Origin of the sequence: Streptomyces sp. NPDC006743 (assembly GCF_040703815.1) — a bacterium.
Lineage (GTDB): Bacteria > Actinomycetota > Actinomycetes > Streptomycetales > Streptomycetaceae > Streptomyces.
The window spans coordinates 12,583-30,096 of sequence record NZ_JBEYJA010000060.1; the positions used below are offsets into that span (position 1 = coordinate 12,583).

Here is a 17,514-nt window from a genome sequence, read left to right on the forward strand (position 1 = left end):
GCTCAAGACCGCCTCCGGGCAAAGCTTGGGTCAACGGGCGAGGTGGTGGCCTTGGAACAGCACGTGGGGGCGCACGCGGCGGTGTTCGCGCCGGTGGAGAGCCGGGCGCGGGTGGAGACGGTGGTCCGCAGGATCGGCGACGCCATAGAGCTGGGGCTGCTGGCCGACGGGGAGCAGCTGCCCGGCGAGAGCGTCCTGGCGGGCCGGCTCGGGGTGTCCACGGTGACGCTGCGGGAGGCGCTGATGGCGCTGCGGCAGCAGGGCCTGGTGACCACCCGGCGCGGTCGCGGCGGCGGCAGCTTCGTCTCCCGGCCCGAACGTCCCGGCGCCCAGCGGCTGCGGGCCCGGCTGAGCGGCTGGAGCACCGAGGAGCTGCGCGACCTCGGGGACCACTGGGCCGCCCTGTCGGGCACCTCGGCCCGGCTCGCCGCCCAGCGCACGGCGCCGGAGGACCTGACGCCCCTGCACCGCTCGGTCGAGGAGCTGATGTCCGCGGCCGAGGCGGCGACACGCAGCCGGGTGTACGGCCGTTTCCACATCGAACTGGCGGCCGCGGCCCAGTCCGCCCGGCTCACCCGCGAGCAGGTCGCGCTCCAGCGGGAGATAGGCGCGCTGCTGTGCCTCGTGTTGGACGACGACGAATATCGTGAAGAAGTCGCGGTTCGCCATCGCCGTCTGGTCCGTGCCGTGCAGGATGGCGCCGGTGAGGCCGCCGGCAGGTCGGCCGAGCGGTGCGTCCGGGAGTCGGCGGCGCGGCTGATCGCGCTGCGGCTGGCTCGCTGAGCGCTGCCCGGCGCCGCCGGTGGCCGGTCCTGTCCGCTGGAGGGCGCCATGAGCAGGGGTCCAGGGCTCGCCGTGGCGACGGCGGCCGACGGCAGCCGCGCCGAGGAGCGCGTCGCCGCGCTGGTGGGCCGCGCCCTGGAGGCGGTGTTCGAGGCGGTCGCAGAGACCCGCGCCGACGCGGCGGGGCTGCTGGGGCGCCTGCGGGAGCGGGGGCGGCGGCCGGTCAGCGCGGACCTCGCCGCGCTGCGGCCCGCGCTGCACCAGCGGCTGGGCCGCGCCGGGCTGGTGTCCGGCGTGGGCTTCATCGCCGCCCCCGGACTCCTGGCCGACGTACCGGGGTGGCTGGAGTGGTGGCAGCGCACCGCGGAGGGCGGGGTGCGGCCGCTGCTCGTGGACCTGGACCCTGACCGGTCGGCGTACGCGGACTACACGCACTGGGACTGGTTCGCGCTCCCGCGCGACACCGGCCTGCGGGCCGTGGCGGGACCCTACGTCGACTACCTCTGCTCGGACGAGTACAGCCTGACGCTGTCCACCCCGGTGCGGGTGGGGGGCGGCTTCGCCGGGGTGGCCGCGGCGGACGTGTACCTGCGGCACTTCGAGGCGGCGGTGCTGCCGCTGCTGCGCCGCCTCCCCCGCGCCGCGCACCTGGTGAACGCGCGCGGGCGGGTGGCCGCCTCCGCGGATCCGGCGCATCTGGCCGGATCCCTCACCCGGGGCCCGGACTTCGCGGCGGTGATCGAGGGCGCGCACGGCGTCGGCCACGGCGGCCTGCGGCTGGTGCCGTGCCGGGGCGTGCCGCTCGTCCTCGTGGTGAGCGGACGGCAGGCGGGCGGGGGCGGGTGCGCGCAGGGCGGCGGCCCGGGCCGCCCGGCGCCGTCGGCGACCTGAACGCCGACGGTGCCGGGTCAGGCCTCGGAGTCCGGGACCACGCTGAGGTGACCGGACGGACGGCGGGCACGGCGCGGTCCGCGCGCGGCCGGAGCGGTACGGCGCGCGTCGCGCAGCACCAGGGTGAGCCGGGTGTACCCGAGGTCCCGCAGGGTCTCGGGGGTCTCCTCGACCACCCGGCAGTCGGTGGTGCCCCAGCGGGGGTCGGGGTGCAGCAGCGGGCGGACGGCGCCGTCGGAGCGGGTGGCCGCGGGGCCGGCCGCGCGGATCCAGTGCGGCAGGCCGTGCCGGTAGGCGGCCTCCATGATGGGGTCCTGGGCGATGTCCCGGCGGATGGCCTGCAGTCCGTGGTCGGGGCCGCGGCGCTCCACGGCGGCCGCGAACTGCGCCAGCATCGGCAGGCACCAGCGGGCCTCGTGGTCGCCGAGGACCGTGCCGGCGTCCGGGTGGAAGAGGACGAAACGCAGGAAGTTGTCGCCCGGCATGGCCGACGGGTGCGGGCCGACGCCCCGGAAGAGCGAGGTGTAGGCGCTGTTGGTGAGGATCACGTCCCAGCGGTGGTCGACGACGAAGGACGGGAAGGAGACGGCCTCCAGGAGCGCGGCGTAGTCCTGCAGGTAGGCCTGCGCCTCGGGACGGACGGGAACGGACCGCGGCGCCGGCCGCTGCCCTCCTGCCTGAAATGCCATCGGGAGGTCACCCCTCTTGCCTCTGCGGCCTTCACGCGGCGCCTTGATCCTGCTGCTCAGCGGCATGCCATGTCAACTATCGTGGCATTTCATGACGGTTGACGGCTGGAATTGGCCACAGTTGTGGCGAGACCTGGATGCGGGTTCGGGCGACGGGCTACTCTCCGGGAAGTTCACGGCACCCCGCCCCGTGAGAAGCCTGTGAGAGACGTAGGAGATCTGTCGGTGACGGACGGCATCGAGGATCCGGGCACCACGGCGTCGGTCGTACTGCCGGCGGTGGTCACGCGTGTCACCGCGCTCGCCGACCGGCTCGGCGTACCCCAGGCGGAGGTCTTCGCCATCGACCGCCTCTCCACGGCCTGCGGCGTGCCCCCGGACGTGGTCAAGGCTCTGCTGAGCGGGCGCAACGCGGGTGAACCGGACGTGCAGGCGCGGTTCCTGCAACGGCTCGACCTGCTGCGCCGCACCCGGCTCAAACCGAACGGCCGGCGCTACACGCAGCAGGAGATCGCGGACGGCGCGGGCATGTCCCGCCAGCAGGCGGGCGCCCTCATCAACGGCGACCGGCGCCCCACCATGGAGCACTGCGACGCCCTCCAGCGGTTCTTCCGCGTCCACGCGGGGTTCCTCACCGCGGAGGACCCCGAAGCGCTCGCGAGCGCCCTGCAGCGCACCGAGCAGGAGTTGCTGCAACGCCTCGCCGACCGCGAACGGGAGGCGGCGGCCGCCGGCGGCGACGCGCTGGAGCGGCTGCTGCAGAACCACGGTGTCCGCGGCATCGCCTGGCGCGCCGCCCAACTGCCCACGGACCAGCACCGGGACAAGGTCGCCGAGTGGCTGGACATGCTCCTGGAGAGCGTCAAACGGCCCGAGGAGTGATCCCGCGCACCGCCTCGGTGCGGGTCATGCGCAGCCACGGCCGCGGCGCCCTGGCGATGGGGCGGCGCCCTTGCGGCGGGCGCCCGCGACGGCCGTGCGAGCAGGGGTCTCGCTGCGCTGAGTGGGCGAACCGGCGCTCGGCACGGGGGCATTGTCAGTGGGGGACGGCAAGCTGGAGGAGCGCCGCCGTTGTACGCAGGCGTACCGCGCCGCCCGGGCGACCGGGGGCGTGCGTGACCGTGTGCCGCCGAAACCGGGGAGAGCGTCCCATGCCGACCGCCGTCCTGACCGATCACGAACGCACCGCCGTCCAGGCGTACCTGCGGCTGCTGCACACCGTGCGCGCCGCCTTCGACGGGCCACCGGCCGCCGGACGGCCGCCTCTTGTCCCGCCCGCGGTCCTCGCCGAGGCGGAACAGGCCCTGTCCCGCGCCGGTCTCGCGGGCAACGAGGAGGAGTTCTTCCGGCTGCTGCACGAGTGGTGCCCACCGGTGCCGTGACCGGCCGCGAGGGGCCCTGGCCGGTCCCGCTCGGAGGGCGCCCCGCTCCCGGACGGCGCGGGCGCCCGGGCGCGGGCGCTCGCGGGGCGCGGGCGCTCGCGGGGCGCGGGCCGCCGGGGGCGGGCAGGACGCGGGCCAGGCGCGGTGCGCAAGCCGGGCCGGGGCGCGACCCCGGCAGGGCGGTGCGCAGGCCGGGCAGGGCGGCGCGCAAGCCGCGTAGGGGACCAGACCGGGCGCAAGCGGGACCGGGCGCAGGCCGTACGCAAGCCGGGCTGGGCACAAGCCGGGCCGCGCGCACGCCACCCGGGTGCCTTCGTGCCGGTCGGCGCGCCCCGGTCCGGGGCTCCGCCGGGGTTTCAGAGGGCCGGTACCGTCACCGCCGTCGCCAGCAGGCCCGCCCGTACGGTCCAGCGGCCGTCGAAACGGGTGAGGCGGTGCTCGCCCAGCAGCGGGCCCGGGACCAGGAGCCGGGCCTGGAAAGAGCCGGTGTGCGGGGTGCCGCCGTCCGTGCGGAGGTCCACGTCGGCCTCCTGGAAGTCCAGCCACGCGCCGGTCAGCGGGAACCACGCCTTGTACACGGACTCCTTGGCGCTGAACAGCAGCCGGGGCCAGTGGATGTCGGGCCGCCGGCCGCCCAGCAGATCCAGCCGGCGCCTCTCGTCGGGCAGCGTGACGGCGGGCAGGACCTCTTCCGGGAGCGCCGCGTGCGGCTCGGCGTCGATGCCCAGGGAGGCCACGTCGGTGGCCCGGGCCAGCGCGGCGGCGTAGTAGCCGTCGCAGTGGGTCATGCTGCCGACCAGTCCCGCCGGCCAGCGCGGGGCGCCCCGCTCACCGGGCAGGACGGGCTGCCGCGGGACGCCGAGCTTCTCCATGGCGCGGCGCGCGCACTCCCGCACGGCGGCGAACTCGCGGCGCCGCTTGGCGACCGCGCGCACCACGACCGCCTGCTCCTCGGGGTAGAGCGCGGCGCGGCCGGCTTCCTCGGCGCCGTACGTCTCCACCGCCACCACCGCGCCCGGCAGCAGCTCATCGATCACCGGTCGTGTCCTCCATCGGCAGTACGCGGCGCAGCCGGCCCGGGGGTCCGGGGCGCTGGCGCCACTCGCGGGGGTATCCCACCGACACCTCCTCGAAACGGACGCCCTCGTGCCAGGTGGTCCGCGGTATGTGGAGGTGCCCGTAGACCATGGCGGTCGCACGGAACCTGCGGTGCCAGTCGGCGGTCAGCCGGGTGCCGCACCACATGGCGAACTCGGGGTACCGGAGCACGTCCATCGGATGGCGGTCCAGCGGGTAGTGGTTGACGAGCACGGTGGGCAGGTCCTCGGGCAGCGCGCCGAGCCGCCGCTCGGTCTCGGCGACCCGCGCCCGGCACCAGGCCTCCCGGCTCGGGTAGGGGTCGGGGTGCAGCAGGTACTCGTCGTTGCAGACGATGCCGGTGCCGTGCGCGTAGGCGAGGCCCTCCTCCTTGGTGGCGCAGCCCTTCGGCAGGAACGAGTAGTCGTACAGGAGGAACAGCGGTGCCACGGCCACCGGGCCGCCGGGTCCGGACCAGAGGGGGTAGGGGTCCTCGGGTGTCGTCACGTCCAGTTCGCGGCACAGGCCGACCAGGTGCTCGTAGCGGGCGGTCCCGCGCAGGGTGACGACGTCGCGCGGGTGGGTCCACAGTTCGTGGTTGCCGGGCGCCCAGATCACCTTGCGGAAGCGGCTCGCGAGCGTCTTCAGGGCCCAGCGGATGTCGGTGACGGTCTCCGCGACGTCTCCCGCGACGATCAGCCAGTCGTCCTCCGAGCCCGGCACGGTCCGTTCGACCAGGGCCCGGTTCTCGCGGTAGCCGATGTGCAGGTCGCTGACGGCGAGCAGCCGCCCGGAACCACCGCTCGTCGCCGTCACCTCGTGCCCCCCGTCAGCCACTCGACGCGCACCACCACAGCACACCCGGCCGCCTACGGACAAGGAGGGGTCCGGTATCCGGCCACCGCCGTGGCCGGATCCGGCGTACGCGCACGACGGACCGTCACCTTCGCGGCCCCGGTGACCCCCACATTCCTCCTCCGGAGTTTTCCCCCGGATTTTTTTTCTCCGTGGGTGTATCAGGCCTCGCGTCAGCGACTCTCAAGGGTGGGGGACGCGGGGAACACGGGGGAACCGCGGGGGAACCACGGGGGACGGGGGGCGGGGCGGTCGGTCGCCGGACGGGGGAGCGGCCGACCGCCCCGGCGCGTGGTCCGCGCCCGGCTACGCCAGGTAGGCCAGGCCCGGGTGGACGCGGACGTACTCCTCGACCAGGGTGCGGGCCACGGTCACGGAGTCGACCAGCGGGTGCAGGGCGAAGGCCTTCACCGCCGTCGCGCGCGAGCCGGAGTCGGCCGCGGCGAGCACCTCGCGCTCGACCGCCTTGACCGCGCACACCAGTCCGGTGGCATGGCCGGGCAGCGGCTCGGCCGCCACCGGGTGCGCGCCGTTGGCGTCGACCAGGCAGGGCACCTCGATCACCGCCTCGGAGTCCAGCGCCGCCAGCGTGCCGCGGTTGCGGACGTTGAGGATGAGGGTGGTGCGTTCGTCGCGGGCGACGGCCCGCATCAGGGCGAGGGCGACCTTCTCGTAGCCGCCGGAGAGGTCGTCGGCCTCCCGCTCGCCCGCCCCGGCGGCCTCCCTGTTCTCCGCCATGTAGGTGGCCTCGCGCTCGGCGCGGGTCCGGTTCCAGGCGTCCAGCGCAGGGGCGTCCGGGGCGCGCAGCTCCTCGTAGAACCGGGCCTGCTGCTCGTGCAGGAAGGCCCCGCGCGTCCGCTCCGCGCGCTGGTAGGCGTGCACGGCCTCGCGGCCGAAGTAGTAGTAGTGCAGGTACTCGTTGGGGATCGCGCCCAGCGACCGCAGCCATTCGGCGCCGAAGAGCCGGCCCTCCTCGAAGGAGCCGAGCAGGCCGGGATCGGCGAGCAGGCGCGGGAGTTCGTCCCGGCCCGCGACCCGCAGACCGCGCACCCAGCCGAGGTGGTTGAGCCCGACGTAGTCGATCCACGCCTCACGCGGGTCCGCGCCGAGCACCCGGGCGATACGGCGGCCGAGGCCGACCGGTGAGTCGCAGATGCCGATGACCCGGTCGCCGAGGTGGCGGGACATGGCCTCGGTGACGAGTCCGGCCGGGTTGGTGAAGTTGATGACCCAGGCGTCGGGTGCCAGGCGGCCCACCCGCCGGGCGATGTCGACGGCGACGGGCACGGTGCGCAGCCCGTAGGCGATCCCGCCCGCGCCGACGGTCTCCTGGCCGAGCACGCCCTGCGCGAGCGCCACCCGTTCGTCGTTCGCCCGCCCTCGCAGACCGCCCACCCGGATCGCCGAGAACACGAAGTCCGCGCCGCGCAGCGCCTCGTCCAGGTCGGTGGTGGCCCGCACCCGGGGGGCGTCGGGCACCGCGGCGGCCTGCTCGGCCAGCACCCGGGTGATCGCGGACAGCCGTCCGGCGTCGAGATCGTGCAGCACGACCTCGGTGACCCGGCCCTCGGCCCGGTCCGCGAGCAGCGCCCCGTACACGAGCGGCACCCGGAACCCGCCGCCGCCCAGAATCGTCAGCCTCACCCTCGCACCTCTCCGCCACGGCCCTGCCCGGCCGCCGTGTCCACCACCCGGCCGGTGCCCGCACCTCACGCACCCTACTCGGCGCCCGCCGGCCGCCCGCGAACCCCGGCCGCCCCGGCCCGGCCGCCCCCCAGCCCCCGCGCGCCGGTCTCCCGCCGTGCGCGGGCCGGAAACCGCTGACCCCGTGCCAGATACGTGATTCCATTCGAATCCCCACCCCCTAGGTATCGGGCAGGAACCTGATGAGACGTCAACTGTTCGCCCTGGCCGTCCTCTCAGCGGCCGTCACGCTCGGTGCGGCGACCTCCGCGGCGGCGGCCGGACCGGCCTGGCAGGAGACCGGCACCTCGCACGTCGACTCGCTGAGCGGCAGTCAGGGACTCGCGAGCCGCGCGGACGGCTCGCTGGTGTACCGGGGCCTCGCCTCGGTACCGCTGGACCTGCGCGTCAAGGGCTGGAACCACGTCGGCGACCCGGACATAGCGCAGGGCGACGTCTTCGACGCCTACCAGGGCGCGGACTCGGCGACGTCCAAGATGTTCGCCGTGACCACCCCGGACGGCAAGCGCTACGAGTACGTCCACCCCCTCGACGCGGGCGAGAAGGTGAACAACTCCTTCGCCGCCGTCTCACCCGACGGACAGTGGCTGGTGTCGGGCGAGTGGGGCGACCAGAACCGGCTCCAGGTGTTCCCCGCCCCGCTGCTCAACCCCTCCACCCCGCGCACCGGCGGCACGCTGCCGCAGGCCCCGCAGATCAGCCTCGACAAGCCCGTACGGGACATCCAGGGCTGCGACTTCGTCGACGACACCCGGCTGCTGTGCGCGTCGGACGACGGTTCGAGGACGCTGTTCCCCGAGGACCGGCCGCTGCTCCAGGTGGACCTGGAGCACAGACTGGACGGCGGGCCGGTGACCGGGCACGTCTCCAGCCTCTTCGCGCTGCCCCAGCGCAGCGTCTGCTCCGGCACGTTCGAGGCGGAGGGCATCGACTACGACGCCTCCCGCGGCACCCTGCGTACGGAGGTCGTCCCGCCGAGCGTGTGCAAGGTGGCGACGACGGTGTACACGTACCGCCTCGGATAGACGGACCGGCGGACCCACCGGACGGCGGCGGCACAGGACCCGCCGCCGTCCGCGTCTCCGGGCGCGGGCGCGGTCGCGTCCGGGCAGGGGTGTCCAGGCGCAGGGCGAGCGCGAACGAACCCGCACGAGGGCGCGTCCGAGACCGGGCCCGGTGGCGCGAGGGAACCCGCAGCAGGCGTGTCCTTCAGCGCAGGCGCCCTCACTCGCGCCGGGCACGGACGTACTCCCCCGGCCCTCACCCGACGCCCGACGCCCGGCCGCCACCTTCCCCAGCCCCACCGGCCCCTCGCCCCCGGACGACCCGGATTCTCCCCGCTCCTCCCCCTTCTCCCCCTTCATCGGCTGAACTCCCCTGCCTCCGCGCGACTTTCTTTGCTTCAACTCTTGACGACCGGGGTGGCCGAGAGCACATTGGCGGCGCACCCACCGCTTGAGAGCGCTCTCAGAACGTCCGTTCCCACCGACTCCCCACCCGTGAGGCTCCCATGAGCGATCCTTCCGGCACCGTCGCCGGCGCCCCCGTCGGCACCCCCCGCGGACGGCGGCGCTCCGCGCGCCGCGCCCTCGTCGCGGTCCTCGGCACGCTCGGCCTGGCAGCGGCGCTCGCCACCGCGGCGACCCTCCCCGCGGACGCCTCGGCGCCCGCTCCCCCCTCCGGCTGGACGCAGGTCTTCCTCGACGACTTCAACGGCGCCGCCGGCTCCGGTGTCGACACCGCCGACTGGCAGTACGACACCGGGACGTCGTACCCGGGCGGTGCGGCCAACTGGGGCACCGGCGAGGTCGAGTCGATGACCTCGTCCACCAGCAACGTCGCGCTCGACGGCAGCGGCAACCTGCTCATCACCCCGCGCCGGGACGCCTCCGGCCACTGGACCTCGGGCCGGATCGAGACCACCCGCACCGACTTCCAGCCCCCGGCCGGCGGCAAGCTGCGCGTGCAGTCCCGCATCCAGCTGCCGAACGTCACCGGCGCGGCCGCCAAGGGCTACTGGCCGGCCTTCTGGATGCTGGGCTCGCCCTTCCGCGGCAACTACTGGAACTGGCCCGGCGTCGGCGAGCTGGACATCATGGAGAACGTGCAGGGACTCAACACCGACTGGGCGACGATGCACTGCGGCACCAGCCCGGGCGGCCCCTGCAACGAGACGACCGGCATCGGCGGTTCCACCGCCTGCCCCGGCGCCACCTGCCAGTCCGGCTTCCACACGTACGCGATGGAGTGGGACCGCTCCACCAGCCCCGAGCAGATCCGCTTCTCCGTCGACAACGTCACCTTCCACACCGTGAGGGCCGATCAGGTCGACGCGACGACCTGGGCGAACGCCACGAACCACGGCTTCTTCGTCATCCTGAACGTGGCCATGGGCGGCGGCTTCCCCGGCGCGTTCGGCGGCGGTCCGGACAGCGGTACCGAGCCCGGCCACTCCATGGTGGTGGACTACGTGCAGGTGCTGCGCTCCTCGGGCGGCGGGGACGGCGGCACCACTCCCCCGCCCACCGGCAACCGCGACGCCTACAGCCCCGTACAGGCCGAGTCGTACGACGGCCAGAGCGGGGTGAACACCGAGGCGACCACCGACTCCGGCGGCGGCCAGGACATCGGGTCGATCGCCAACGGCGACTGGGCCCTCTACAAGGGCGTCAACTTCGGTTCGAACGCGGCCAGGCAGTTCTACGCGCGGGTCGCGAGCGGGGCCGCGGGCGGCGTCAGCGGTCTGGTCGAGGTACGCCTGGACAGCCGGAGCAGCGCGCCGGTGGGGAGTTTCGCGGTGGCGAACACCGGGGGCTGGCAGTCGTGGCGGACGGTGCCGGCGAACATCGGCGCGGTGACCGGCACGCACGACGTCTACCTCACCTTCACCAGTGGCCAGCCGGCCGACTTCGTGAACGTCAACTGGTTCGACTTCGGCCACTGAGCGCCGTCGCGCACCGCGGCTTTCGCCGGGGCCCCGCACAGCCGTGCGGGGCCCCGGCCCGTTCCGGCACGGGCTCCGTCGCCCGGATCGGCTTCCGGCACGGGTTCCGTCGCCCGGGTCAGCGCAGTTCGGCCCGGAAGGCCACGGGAGTCTGGCCCGTGTGCAGATGGAAGAACTTCGAGAAGTTGGCCGCGTCCGGGAAGCCCACCGCGGCGCCGACGCGGCCGATGGGGAGCCCGGTGTGCGCGAGGAGGCGCTTGGCCTCCAGGATCACCCGCTTGTCGATGAAGCCCTTGGGGGTCTCCCCGGTGGCGGCCCGCACGGCGCGCACGAGGGTGCGGCGGGAGTAGCCGAGGGCGTCGGCGTAGGCGCTGACGCTGTGGTTGGTGGTGAAGCCCTGCTCGACCGCGTCGCGGAACAGGGTGAAGGTGGTGTCGGCCTGCTGCCGCGCGGCCTCCGCCGAACTGGCCGCGAGATGGGCCAGGCGGAGCAGGAACGCGGTCAGCGAGTGCCGCAGCACCGCGGTGTGCAGGCTCAGCGGCAGGGTGGTGGTGTCCTCGTACTCGCGGCGCAGTTGGGCGAGCGCCGCCTTCAGCGCCTCGCGTCGGGCCGCGTCCGGGTGCAGCAGCGGCGGCAGGTCGTAGCGGTACAGGCCGGTGGCCTCGACGGTGGCACGGGGCAGGAAGCCGGGCTGCATGGTGAGGACGGTTCCGCGGTACTCGTCCGTGCGGGAGAAGCGATGGGCCTGTCCGGGGCGGATCCACAGCACGTCACCGGCGGCCGCCTGGTACTCGGCGAAGTCGACCATGTGCCGGACGGGGCCGTCGTCGAAGAGCATGACGACGTGGAAGTCGATGCGGTGGACACGGTGGAGAGGAGCCTCGGAGTGCCAGGTGTGCCCGGCGCCCATGGGGCCGATCTGCAGTCCGACGCCGCCGAGGCTGAGGTCGACCGGGAAGGGGAAGGTCCGGATCCCCTCGTCCGCCCCCGCACCGCCTCCCCCGGTGCCAGTGCCTGCGCCTGTGCCAGTGCCTGCGTCTCCGCCCGCGCCCGCACCGGTGTCCCCGCCGCTCCCGGCACTTCTTCCCGCGCCCCCCGCGCCCTGGGTGCCCTCGGCGCCCTCATGGGTGATTACGTCCGCCATGTCCTTCTCGTACCGCCTTGACCGCCCCTCGGGCGGGCCGAGTGATCCAACCGTGTCCCACTTTCACCACAGGCTGACACACAGAGACCTTCCGGCAAAAAAGTCTGACTTTTAAGTTCGAACACGTCCGGCAGCAATCCAGCTTCTTCCGAGGACTTCTTGAAGATGAACGAGCAGACCACCGTCCCCTTCGAGTGGACCGACCTCGACCGGCGTGCCGTCGACACCGCCCGCCTGCTGGCGGCCGATGCCGTGCAGAAGGTCGGCAACGGGCACCCCGGCACCGCGATGGCGCTGGCCCCGGCCGCCTACACGATCTTTCAGAAGCTGATGCGGCACGACCCGTCCGACCCGGAGTGGACCGGCCGTGACCGTTTCGTCCTCTCCCCCGGCCACACCTCGCTGACGCTGTACACCCAGCTCTTCCTCGCGGGGTACGAGCTGGGTCTGGACGACCTGAAGGCGTTCCGCACCTACGGTTCGAAGACGCCCGGTCACCCTGAGTACGGCCACACGGCCGGTGTGGAGACCACCACCGGCCCGCTCGGGCAGGGCGCCGCGATGGCGGTCGGCATGGCGATGGCCGCCCGCTACGAGCGCGGCCTGTTCGACCCGGACGCGCCCGAGGGCACCTCGCCCTTCGACCACACCGTCTGGGCCATCGTCTCCGACGGCGACCTGGAGGAGGGCGTCTCCGCGGAGGCCTCCTCGCTGGCCGGGCACCAGAAGCTCGGCAACCTGGTCTTCCTCTACGACGACAACCACATCTCCATCGAGGGCGACACCGCCACCGCCTTCTCCGAGGACGTGCTGAAGCGCTACGAGGCCTACGGCTGGCACACCCAGCGCGTCGAGCCGGACGAGAACGGCGACATCGACGTCCACGCCCTGTACGCGGCGCTGTCGGCCGCCAGGGCCGAGACGTCCCGGCCCTCGATCGTGGCGATGCGCACGATCATCGCCTGGCCCGCCCCGAACGCGCAGAACACCGAGGCCTCGCACGGCTCGGCGCTCGGCGCCGACGAGATCGCCGCCACCAAGCGCGTCCTCGGCTTCGACCCGGAGCAGTCCTTCCAGGTGGAGGAGGCCGTCCTCGCGCACACCCGGCGGGCCCTTGACCGGGGCGCCGAGGCGCACGCCGCCTGGGACAAGCAGCTCGACAAGTGGCGCGGCGCCCAGCCGGAGCGGGCCGCGCTGCTCGACCGGATCGTGGCCGGCAAGCTGCCCGAGAACTGGCAGGACGCGCTGCCCGTGTTCGAGGAGGGCAAGTCCCTCGCCACCCGCGCGGCCTCCGGCAAGGTGCTCCAGGCCCTCGGCGACGTGCTGCCCGAGCTGTGGGGCGGCTCCGCCGACCTGGCCGGCTCGAACAACACCACGATCGACAAGACGTCGTCGTTCCTGCCCGCGGGCAACCCGCTGCCGGAGGCGAGCCCCTACGGCCGCACCGTCCACTTCGGCATCCGCGAGTTCTCCATGGCCGCGGAGATGAACGGCATCGCCCTGCACGGCAACACCCGCATCTACGGCGGCACCTTCCTGGTGTTCTCCGACTACATGCGCAACGCGGTGCGCCTGTCGGCGCTGATGCAGCTGCCGGTGACGTACGTGTGGACGCACGACTCCATCGGCCTGGGCGAGGACGGCCCCACCCACCAGCCGGTCGAGCACCTCGCCTCGCTGCGCGCCATCCCCGGCCTGAACGTGGTCCGCCCCGCCGACGCCAACGAGACCGCCATCGCCTGGACCGAGATCCTGGAGCGGCACGCCACCCGCCCGGCCCCGCACGGCCTGGTGCTCACCCGCCAGGGTGTGCCGACGTACGCGCCGAACCCGGACGCGGCCAAGGGCGGCTACGTCCTGAAGGAGGCCTCCACCGGCACCCCGGAGGTGATCCTGATCGCCACCGGCTCCGAGGTGCAGCTCGCCGTGGCCGCCCGCGAGACGCTGGAGGCCGAGGGGACCGCCACCCGCGTGGTGTCGATGCCGTCCGTGGAGTGGTTCGAGGAGCAGCCGCGCGAGTACCGCGAGCGGGTGCTGCCGCCGTCGGTACGGGCGCGGGTCGCCGTGGAGGCCGGCATCAATCTGACGTGGTACCGCTTCACAGGTGACGCAGGGCGCATCGTCTCCCTCGAACACTTCGGTGCCTCCGCCGATGCCGCGACCCTGTTCGCCGAGTACGGCTTCACCCCCGAGAACGTCGCCGCAGCGGCCCGCGCCTCGCTGGCCGCCGCGCGCGCATGATCCGCACGCAACAAGGAAGATGATCACTGTGAGCGAAGCAACCGCGACCGCCGGAGCGCTGGGGCGCCTGTCCGAGCAGGGCGTGTCGATCTGGCTGGACGACCTGTCGCGGCGCCGGATCGACTCCGGCAACCTGGCCGGGCTGCTGGAGGACAAGCACGTGGTGGGCGTCACCACGAACCCGTCGATCTTCCAGGCCGCCATCGGCTCCGGCGAGGGCTACGAGGAGCAGCTCGCCGACCTGGCGGTGCGCGGCGTCACGGTCGACGAGGCCGTGCGCATGATGACCACCGCCGACGTGCGGGCCGCCGCCGACGTGCTGCGCGGGGTCTACGACACCACCGGCGGCCGGGACGGCCGGGTCTCCATCGAGGTCGACCCGCGCCTGGCCCACGACACGGCGGCGACCGTCGCCGAGGCCCGCCAGCTGGCCTGGCTGGTAAACCGCCCCAATGTGATGATCAAGATTCCCGCCACCCGTGCGGGTCTGCCGGCCATCACGGAGGTCGTCGGAGCGGGTATCAGTGTCAATGTGACGCTGATCTTCTCCCTGGAGCGCTACCGCGAGGTCATGGACGCCTACCTCGCCGGTCTGGAGAAGGCGCGTGCCGCGGGCCTGGACCTGTCGCCGATCCACTCCGTCGCCTCCTTCTTCGTCTCCCGGGTGGACTCCGAGATCGACAAGCGGCTGACCCTGCTGGGCACCGACGAGGCGCTGGCGCTCAAGGGCAGGGCGGCGCTGGCGAACGCCCGGCTGGCCTACGAGGCGTACGAGCAGGTGTTCGGTTCCGCGGACGGGGCGACCCGGCCGGGCGAGCGCTTCGCCGCGCTCGCGGAGGCGGGCGCGAACGCGCAGCGTCCCCTGTGGGCGTCGACCGGGGTGAAGGATCCGGCGTACAAGGACACCCTGTACGTGGACGAGCTGGTCGCCCCCGGCACGGTGAACACCATGCCGGAGGCCACGCTGAACGCCACCGCCGACCACGGCGAGATCACCGGGGACACGGTGACCGGCGGTTACGAGCAGGCCCGTGCGGACCTCGCGGCGGTCGGGCGGCTGGGGATCTCCTACGACGAGGTCGTCCAGCAGCTCGAGGACGAGGGTGTCGCCAAGTTCGAGACGGCCTGGCAGGACCTGCTGGACGCGGTCACGAAGTCCTTGAACAGCAAGGGAGCTGACGCGGAATGAGCAAGAAGCCCGCCGAGCCGGCGGCGAGCCCGACGCCGGACGCCGGGGCCGAGGAGCCGAGCCCCAAGGCCATGCAGTCCACCGCACCGGCCCCCGCGGCCACCGCGCCGGGGACCCCCGGGGCGAAGGCGGCGTCCGCCGCCGTGCGCGTCCCGGTCGTCCCGGCCGCCGACTGGGTGAACCCGCTGCGCGACGCGCGGGACCGCCGGCTGCCCAGGATCGCGGGCCCCTCCGGGCTCGTCATCTTCGGCGTCACCGGCGACCTGTCCCGCAAGAAGCTGATGCCGGCCGTCTACGACCTGGCCAACCGCGGCCTGCTGCCGCCGGGCTTCTCGCTGGTCGGCTTCGCCCGCCGGGACTGGGAGAACCAGGACTTCGCGCAGGTCGTGCACGACGCGGTCAAGGAGCACGCGCGCACCCCCTTCCGCGAGGAGGTCTGGCAGCAGCTCGCCGAGGGCATGCGGTTCATCCCCGGTGACTTCGACGACGACACCGCGTTCAAGCAGCTGCGCGGGGCGGTGGAGGAGCTGGACGCCTCCCGGGGCACCGGCGGCAACTTCGCCTTCTACCTCTCGGTACCGCCGAAGTTCTTCCCCAAGGTCGTGCAGCAGCTGAAGAAGCACGGTCTGGCGGAGGGCCCGGAGGGGTCCTGGCGGCGCGCGGTCATCGAGAAGCCGTTCGGCCACGACCTGGCCAGCGCCCGCGAGCTGAACCGGATCGTGCACGAGGTCTTCGACCCGGAGCAGGTCTTCCGCATCGACCACTACCTGGGCAAGGAGACCGTCCAGAACATCCTGGCGCTGCGCTTCGCCAACCAGATGTACGAGCCGATCTGGAACCGGTCGTACGTCGACCACGTGCAGATCACCATGGCCGAGGACATCGGCATCGGCGGCCGGGCCGGGTACTACGACGGCATCGGCGCCGCCCGTGACGTCATCCAGAACCACCTGCTCCAGCTGATGGCGCTCACCGCGATGGAGGAGCCCATCGCGTTCGACGCGGAGGCGCTGCTCACCGAGAAGCTGAAGGTGCTCAAGTCGGTGCGGCTGCCCGAGGACCTGGGCGCCCACACCGTGCGCGCCCAGTACGCGCAGGGCTGGCAGGGCGGCGCGAAGGTGCCCGGCTACCTCCAGGAGGAGGGCATCGACCCGCAGTCGAAGACCGACACCTACGCGGCGGTCAAGCTGGGGATCGACAACCGCCGCTGGGCCGGGGTGCCGTTCTACCTGCGCACCGGCAAGCGGCTGGGCCGCCGGGTCACCGAGATCGCGGTGGTCTTCAAGCGGGCGCCGCACTCCCCGTTCGACTCCACGGCCACCGAGGAGCTGGGCGAGAACGCCATCGTGATCCGCGTCCAGCCCGACGAGGGCATGACGGTCCGGTTCGGCTCGAAGGTGCCGGGCACCTCCATGGAGATCCGGGACGTGACGATGGACTTCGCCTACGGCGAGTCCTTCACGGAGTCCAGCCCGGAGGCGTACGAACGCCTCATCCTGGACGTGCTGCTCGGTGACGCGAACCTGTTCCCCCGTCACCAGGAAGTGGAAGAGTCCTGGAAGATCCTCGACCCGATCGAGGGCTACTGGGACGAGCACGGCAGGCCGGCCCAGTACCCGTCGGGCACCTGGGGTCCGCGGGAAGCCGACGAGATGCTCGCACGAGACGGACGGAGCTGGCGCAGGCCATGAAGATCGACCTGACCGACACCACGGCAAGCAAGATCAACAAGGCGCTGGTGCAGGGCCGCCGCGCCATCGGCACACCCGCCGTGGGCATGGTCCTGACGATGGTGATCGTCGCGGACGAGGAGAACGCCTACGACTCGATCAAGGCGGCCGAGGACGCCTCGCGCGAGCACCCCTCGCGCACCCTGGTCGTGATCAAGCGGCACGCGCGCACCCTGCGCGACCGCACCCACTCGCGGCTGGACGCCGAGGTCCGGGTCGGCTCGGAGGCCGGCACCGGCGAGACGGTGGTGCTGCGCACCTACGGCGACGTCTCCGACCACGCCGACTCGGTGGTCCTGCCGCTGCTGCTGCCGGACGCGCCGGTGGTGGTGTGGTGGCCGGTGGAGGCGCCCGACAACCCCTCCGCGGACCCGCTGGGCGCGCTGGCCCAGCGCCGGATCACCGATCTGTACGCCTTCGAGAAGCCGCTGGAGGTCCTCGAGACCCGGGCGCGCCACTACGCCCCCGGCGACACCGACCTCGCCTGGACCCGGCTCACGCTGTGGCGTTCGATGCTCGCCGCGGCGCTGGACCAGGCCCGGGTGCGGGTGACCTCGGCGGCCGTGGAGGCCGAGGCGGAGAACCCGAGCGCCGAGCTGCTGGCCCGCTGGCTGGAGGCCCGCCTCGGCGTGAGCGTGGACCGGGTCGGCAGCGCCGGCCCGTTCGTGACGGCCGTGCGCCTGGGCACCGCCGACGGCGAGATCGTCATCGACCGCCCCGAGGGACCGCTGGCCACGCTGAGCCTGCCCGGCCAGCCCTCGCGCACCCTCGCCCTCAAGGTCCGTCCCACCTCCGAACTCATCGCCGAGGAGCTGCGCCGCCTCGACGCCGACGAGATGTACGCCGTGGCCCTGCGGGGCGACGGGATCAAGGAGACCGTCTGAC

At 73.4% G+C, this 17,514-nt stretch carries 15 protein-coding genes; 10 read left to right on the top strand and 5 right to left on the bottom strand.

Features of this window, described 5'->3' with window-relative positions; all coding sequences use genetic code 11:
* The first annotated feature begins 45 nt into the window (after positions 1-45).
* Positions 46-783, top strand: coding sequence for a GntR family transcriptional regulator (locus ABZ719_RS32460; RefSeq protein ID WP_366728740.1), 738 nt, complete (start codon positions 46-48; stop codon positions 781-783).
* A 48-nt stretch (positions 784-831) separates the two neighbouring features.
* Entirely contained in the window at positions 832-1,674 is an 843-nt protein-coding gene (locus tag ABZ719_RS32465) for a hypothetical protein (RefSeq protein ID WP_366728741.1), read from the top strand.
* 17 nt (positions 1,675-1,691) lie between these two features.
* On the opposite strand, the gene ABZ719_RS32470 is transcribed toward ABZ719_RS32465, so the two are convergent.
* Positions 1,692-2,363 (bottom strand): hypothetical protein, encoded by a 672-nt coding sequence (locus ABZ719_RS32470; protein ID WP_037863265.1) that lies wholly within the window; start codon positions 2,361-2,363, stop codon positions 1,692-1,694.
* A gap of 225 nt (positions 2,364-2,588) precedes the next feature.
* Here ABZ719_RS32470 and ABZ719_RS32475 point away from each other — a divergent pair, with 225 nt between their 5' ends.
* On the top strand, positions 2,589-3,245 hold the full coding sequence (locus tag ABZ719_RS32475; protein ID WP_366728742.1) for a helix-turn-helix transcriptional regulator: 657 nt from the start codon (positions 2,589-2,591) through the stop codon (positions 3,243-3,245).
* Between the two features lie 269 nt (positions 3,246-3,514).
* Positions 3,515-3,745, top strand: a complete 231-nt coding sequence (locus ABZ719_RS32480; protein ID WP_366728743.1) for a hypothetical protein — start codon at positions 3,515-3,517, stop codon at positions 3,743-3,745.
* Between the two features lie 356 nt (positions 3,746-4,101).
* Here ABZ719_RS32480 and ABZ719_RS32485 read toward each other — a convergent pair whose 3' ends face one another.
* From ABZ719_RS32485 to ABZ719_RS32495, 3 genes are all read right to left on the bottom strand, one after another.
* Complete coding sequence (locus ABZ719_RS32485) at positions 4,102-4,782, bottom strand: 4'-phosphopantetheinyl transferase superfamily protein (protein WP_366728744.1); 681 nt, start codon at positions 4,780-4,782, stop codon at positions 4,102-4,104.
* Entirely contained in the window at positions 4,772-5,638 is an 867-nt protein-coding gene (locus tag ABZ719_RS32490) for a metallophosphoesterase (RefSeq protein WP_366728761.1), read from the bottom strand. Before ABZ719_RS32490 ends, ABZ719_RS32485 begins: the two co-directional genes overlap by 11 nt.
* A 345-nt stretch (positions 5,639-5,983) precedes the next feature.
* On the bottom strand, positions 5,984-7,321 hold the full coding sequence (locus tag ABZ719_RS32495; RefSeq protein WP_366728745.1) for a 6-phospho-beta-glucosidase: 1,338 nt from the start codon (positions 7,319-7,321) through the stop codon (positions 5,984-5,986).
* Between the two features lie 242 nt (positions 7,322-7,563).
* Between ABZ719_RS32495 and ABZ719_RS32500 the strand changes: the two genes are divergently transcribed.
* The gene (locus tag ABZ719_RS32500; RefSeq protein WP_366728746.1) at positions 7,564-8,406 is read left to right on the top strand and encodes a hypothetical protein; all 843 of its coding nucleotides are present in this window, start codon (positions 7,564-7,566) and stop codon (positions 8,404-8,406) included.
* 485 nt (positions 8,407-8,891) lie between these two features.
* The gene (locus ABZ719_RS32505) at positions 8,892-10,325 is read left to right on the top strand and encodes a glycoside hydrolase family 16 protein (protein ID WP_366728747.1); all 1,434 of its coding nucleotides are present in this window, start codon (positions 8,892-8,894) and stop codon (positions 10,323-10,325) included.
* Positions 10,326-10,443: 118 nt separating this feature from the next.
* On the opposite strand, the gene ABZ719_RS32510 is transcribed toward ABZ719_RS32505, so the two are convergent.
* Positions 10,444-11,469: an AraC family transcriptional regulator gene (locus ABZ719_RS32510; RefSeq protein ID WP_366728748.1), complete on the bottom strand. Its 1,026-nt coding sequence runs from the start codon at positions 11,467-11,469 to the stop codon at positions 10,444-10,446.
* 165 nt (positions 11,470-11,634) lie between these two features.
* Between ABZ719_RS32510 and tkt the strand changes: the two genes are divergently transcribed.
* The 4 genes from tkt to opcA are packed head-to-tail and all read left to right on the top strand — an operon-like array spanning position 11,635 to position 17,513.
* Entirely contained in the window at positions 11,635-13,710 is a 2,076-nt protein-coding gene (gene tkt / locus ABZ719_RS32515; RefSeq protein WP_366728749.1) for a transketolase, read from the top strand.
* Positions 13,711-13,729: 19 nt separating this feature from the next.
* Entirely contained in the window at positions 13,730-14,899 is a 1,170-nt protein-coding gene (tal, locus tag ABZ719_RS32520; protein WP_366728750.1) for a transaldolase, read from the top strand.
* Positions 14,896-16,590, top strand: a complete 1,695-nt coding sequence (gene zwf / locus ABZ719_RS32525) for a glucose-6-phosphate dehydrogenase (RefSeq protein WP_366728751.1) — start codon at positions 14,896-14,898, stop codon at positions 16,588-16,590. The genes tal and zwf overlap by 4 nt, the downstream gene beginning before the upstream one ends.
* A complete protein-coding gene (gene opcA, locus ABZ719_RS32530; RefSeq protein ID WP_366728752.1) occupies positions 16,587-17,513 on the top strand; it encodes a glucose-6-phosphate dehydrogenase assembly protein OpcA in 927 nt (308 codons plus the stop codon). Before zwf ends, opcA begins: the two co-directional genes overlap by 4 nt.
* The last annotated feature ends 1 nt before the right edge of the window (position 17,514 follow it).

Coding starts and splice junctions, on each gene's coding strand:
- zwf (WP_366728751.1), top strand. CDS start 14,896: ATGAGCAAGAAGCCCGCCGAGCCGGCGGCGAGCCCGACGCCGGACGCC.
- ABZ719_RS32480 (WP_366728743.1), top strand. CDS start 3,515: ATGCCGACCGCCGTCCTGACCGATCACGAACGCACCGCCGTCCAGGCG.
- opcA (WP_366728752.1), top strand. CDS start 16,587: ATGAAGATCGACCTGACCGACACCACGGCAAGCAAGATCAACAAGGCG.
- ABZ719_RS32465 (WP_366728741.1), top strand. CDS start 832: ATGAGCAGGGGTCCAGGGCTCGCCGTGGCGACGGCGGCCGACGGCAGC.
- tkt (WP_366728749.1), top strand. CDS start 11,635: ATGAACGAGCAGACCACCGTCCCCTTCGAGTGGACCGACCTCGACCGG.
- ABZ719_RS32500 (WP_366728746.1), top strand. CDS start 7,564: ATGAGACGTCAACTGTTCGCCCTGGCCGTCCTCTCAGCGGCCGTCACG.
- ABZ719_RS32505 (WP_366728747.1), top strand. CDS start 8,892: ATGAGCGATCCTTCCGGCACCGTCGCCGGCGCCCCCGTCGGCACCCCC.
- tal (WP_366728750.1), top strand. CDS start 13,730: ATGATCACTGTGAGCGAAGCAACCGCGACCGCCGGAGCGCTGGGGCGC.
- ABZ719_RS32470 (WP_037863265.1), bottom strand. CDS start 2,363: ATGGCATTTCAGGCAGGAGGGCAGCGGCCGGCGCCGCGGTCCGTTCCC.
- ABZ719_RS32510 (WP_366728748.1), bottom strand. CDS start 11,469: ATGGCGGACGTAATCACCCATGAGGGCGCCGAGGGCACCCAGGGCGCG.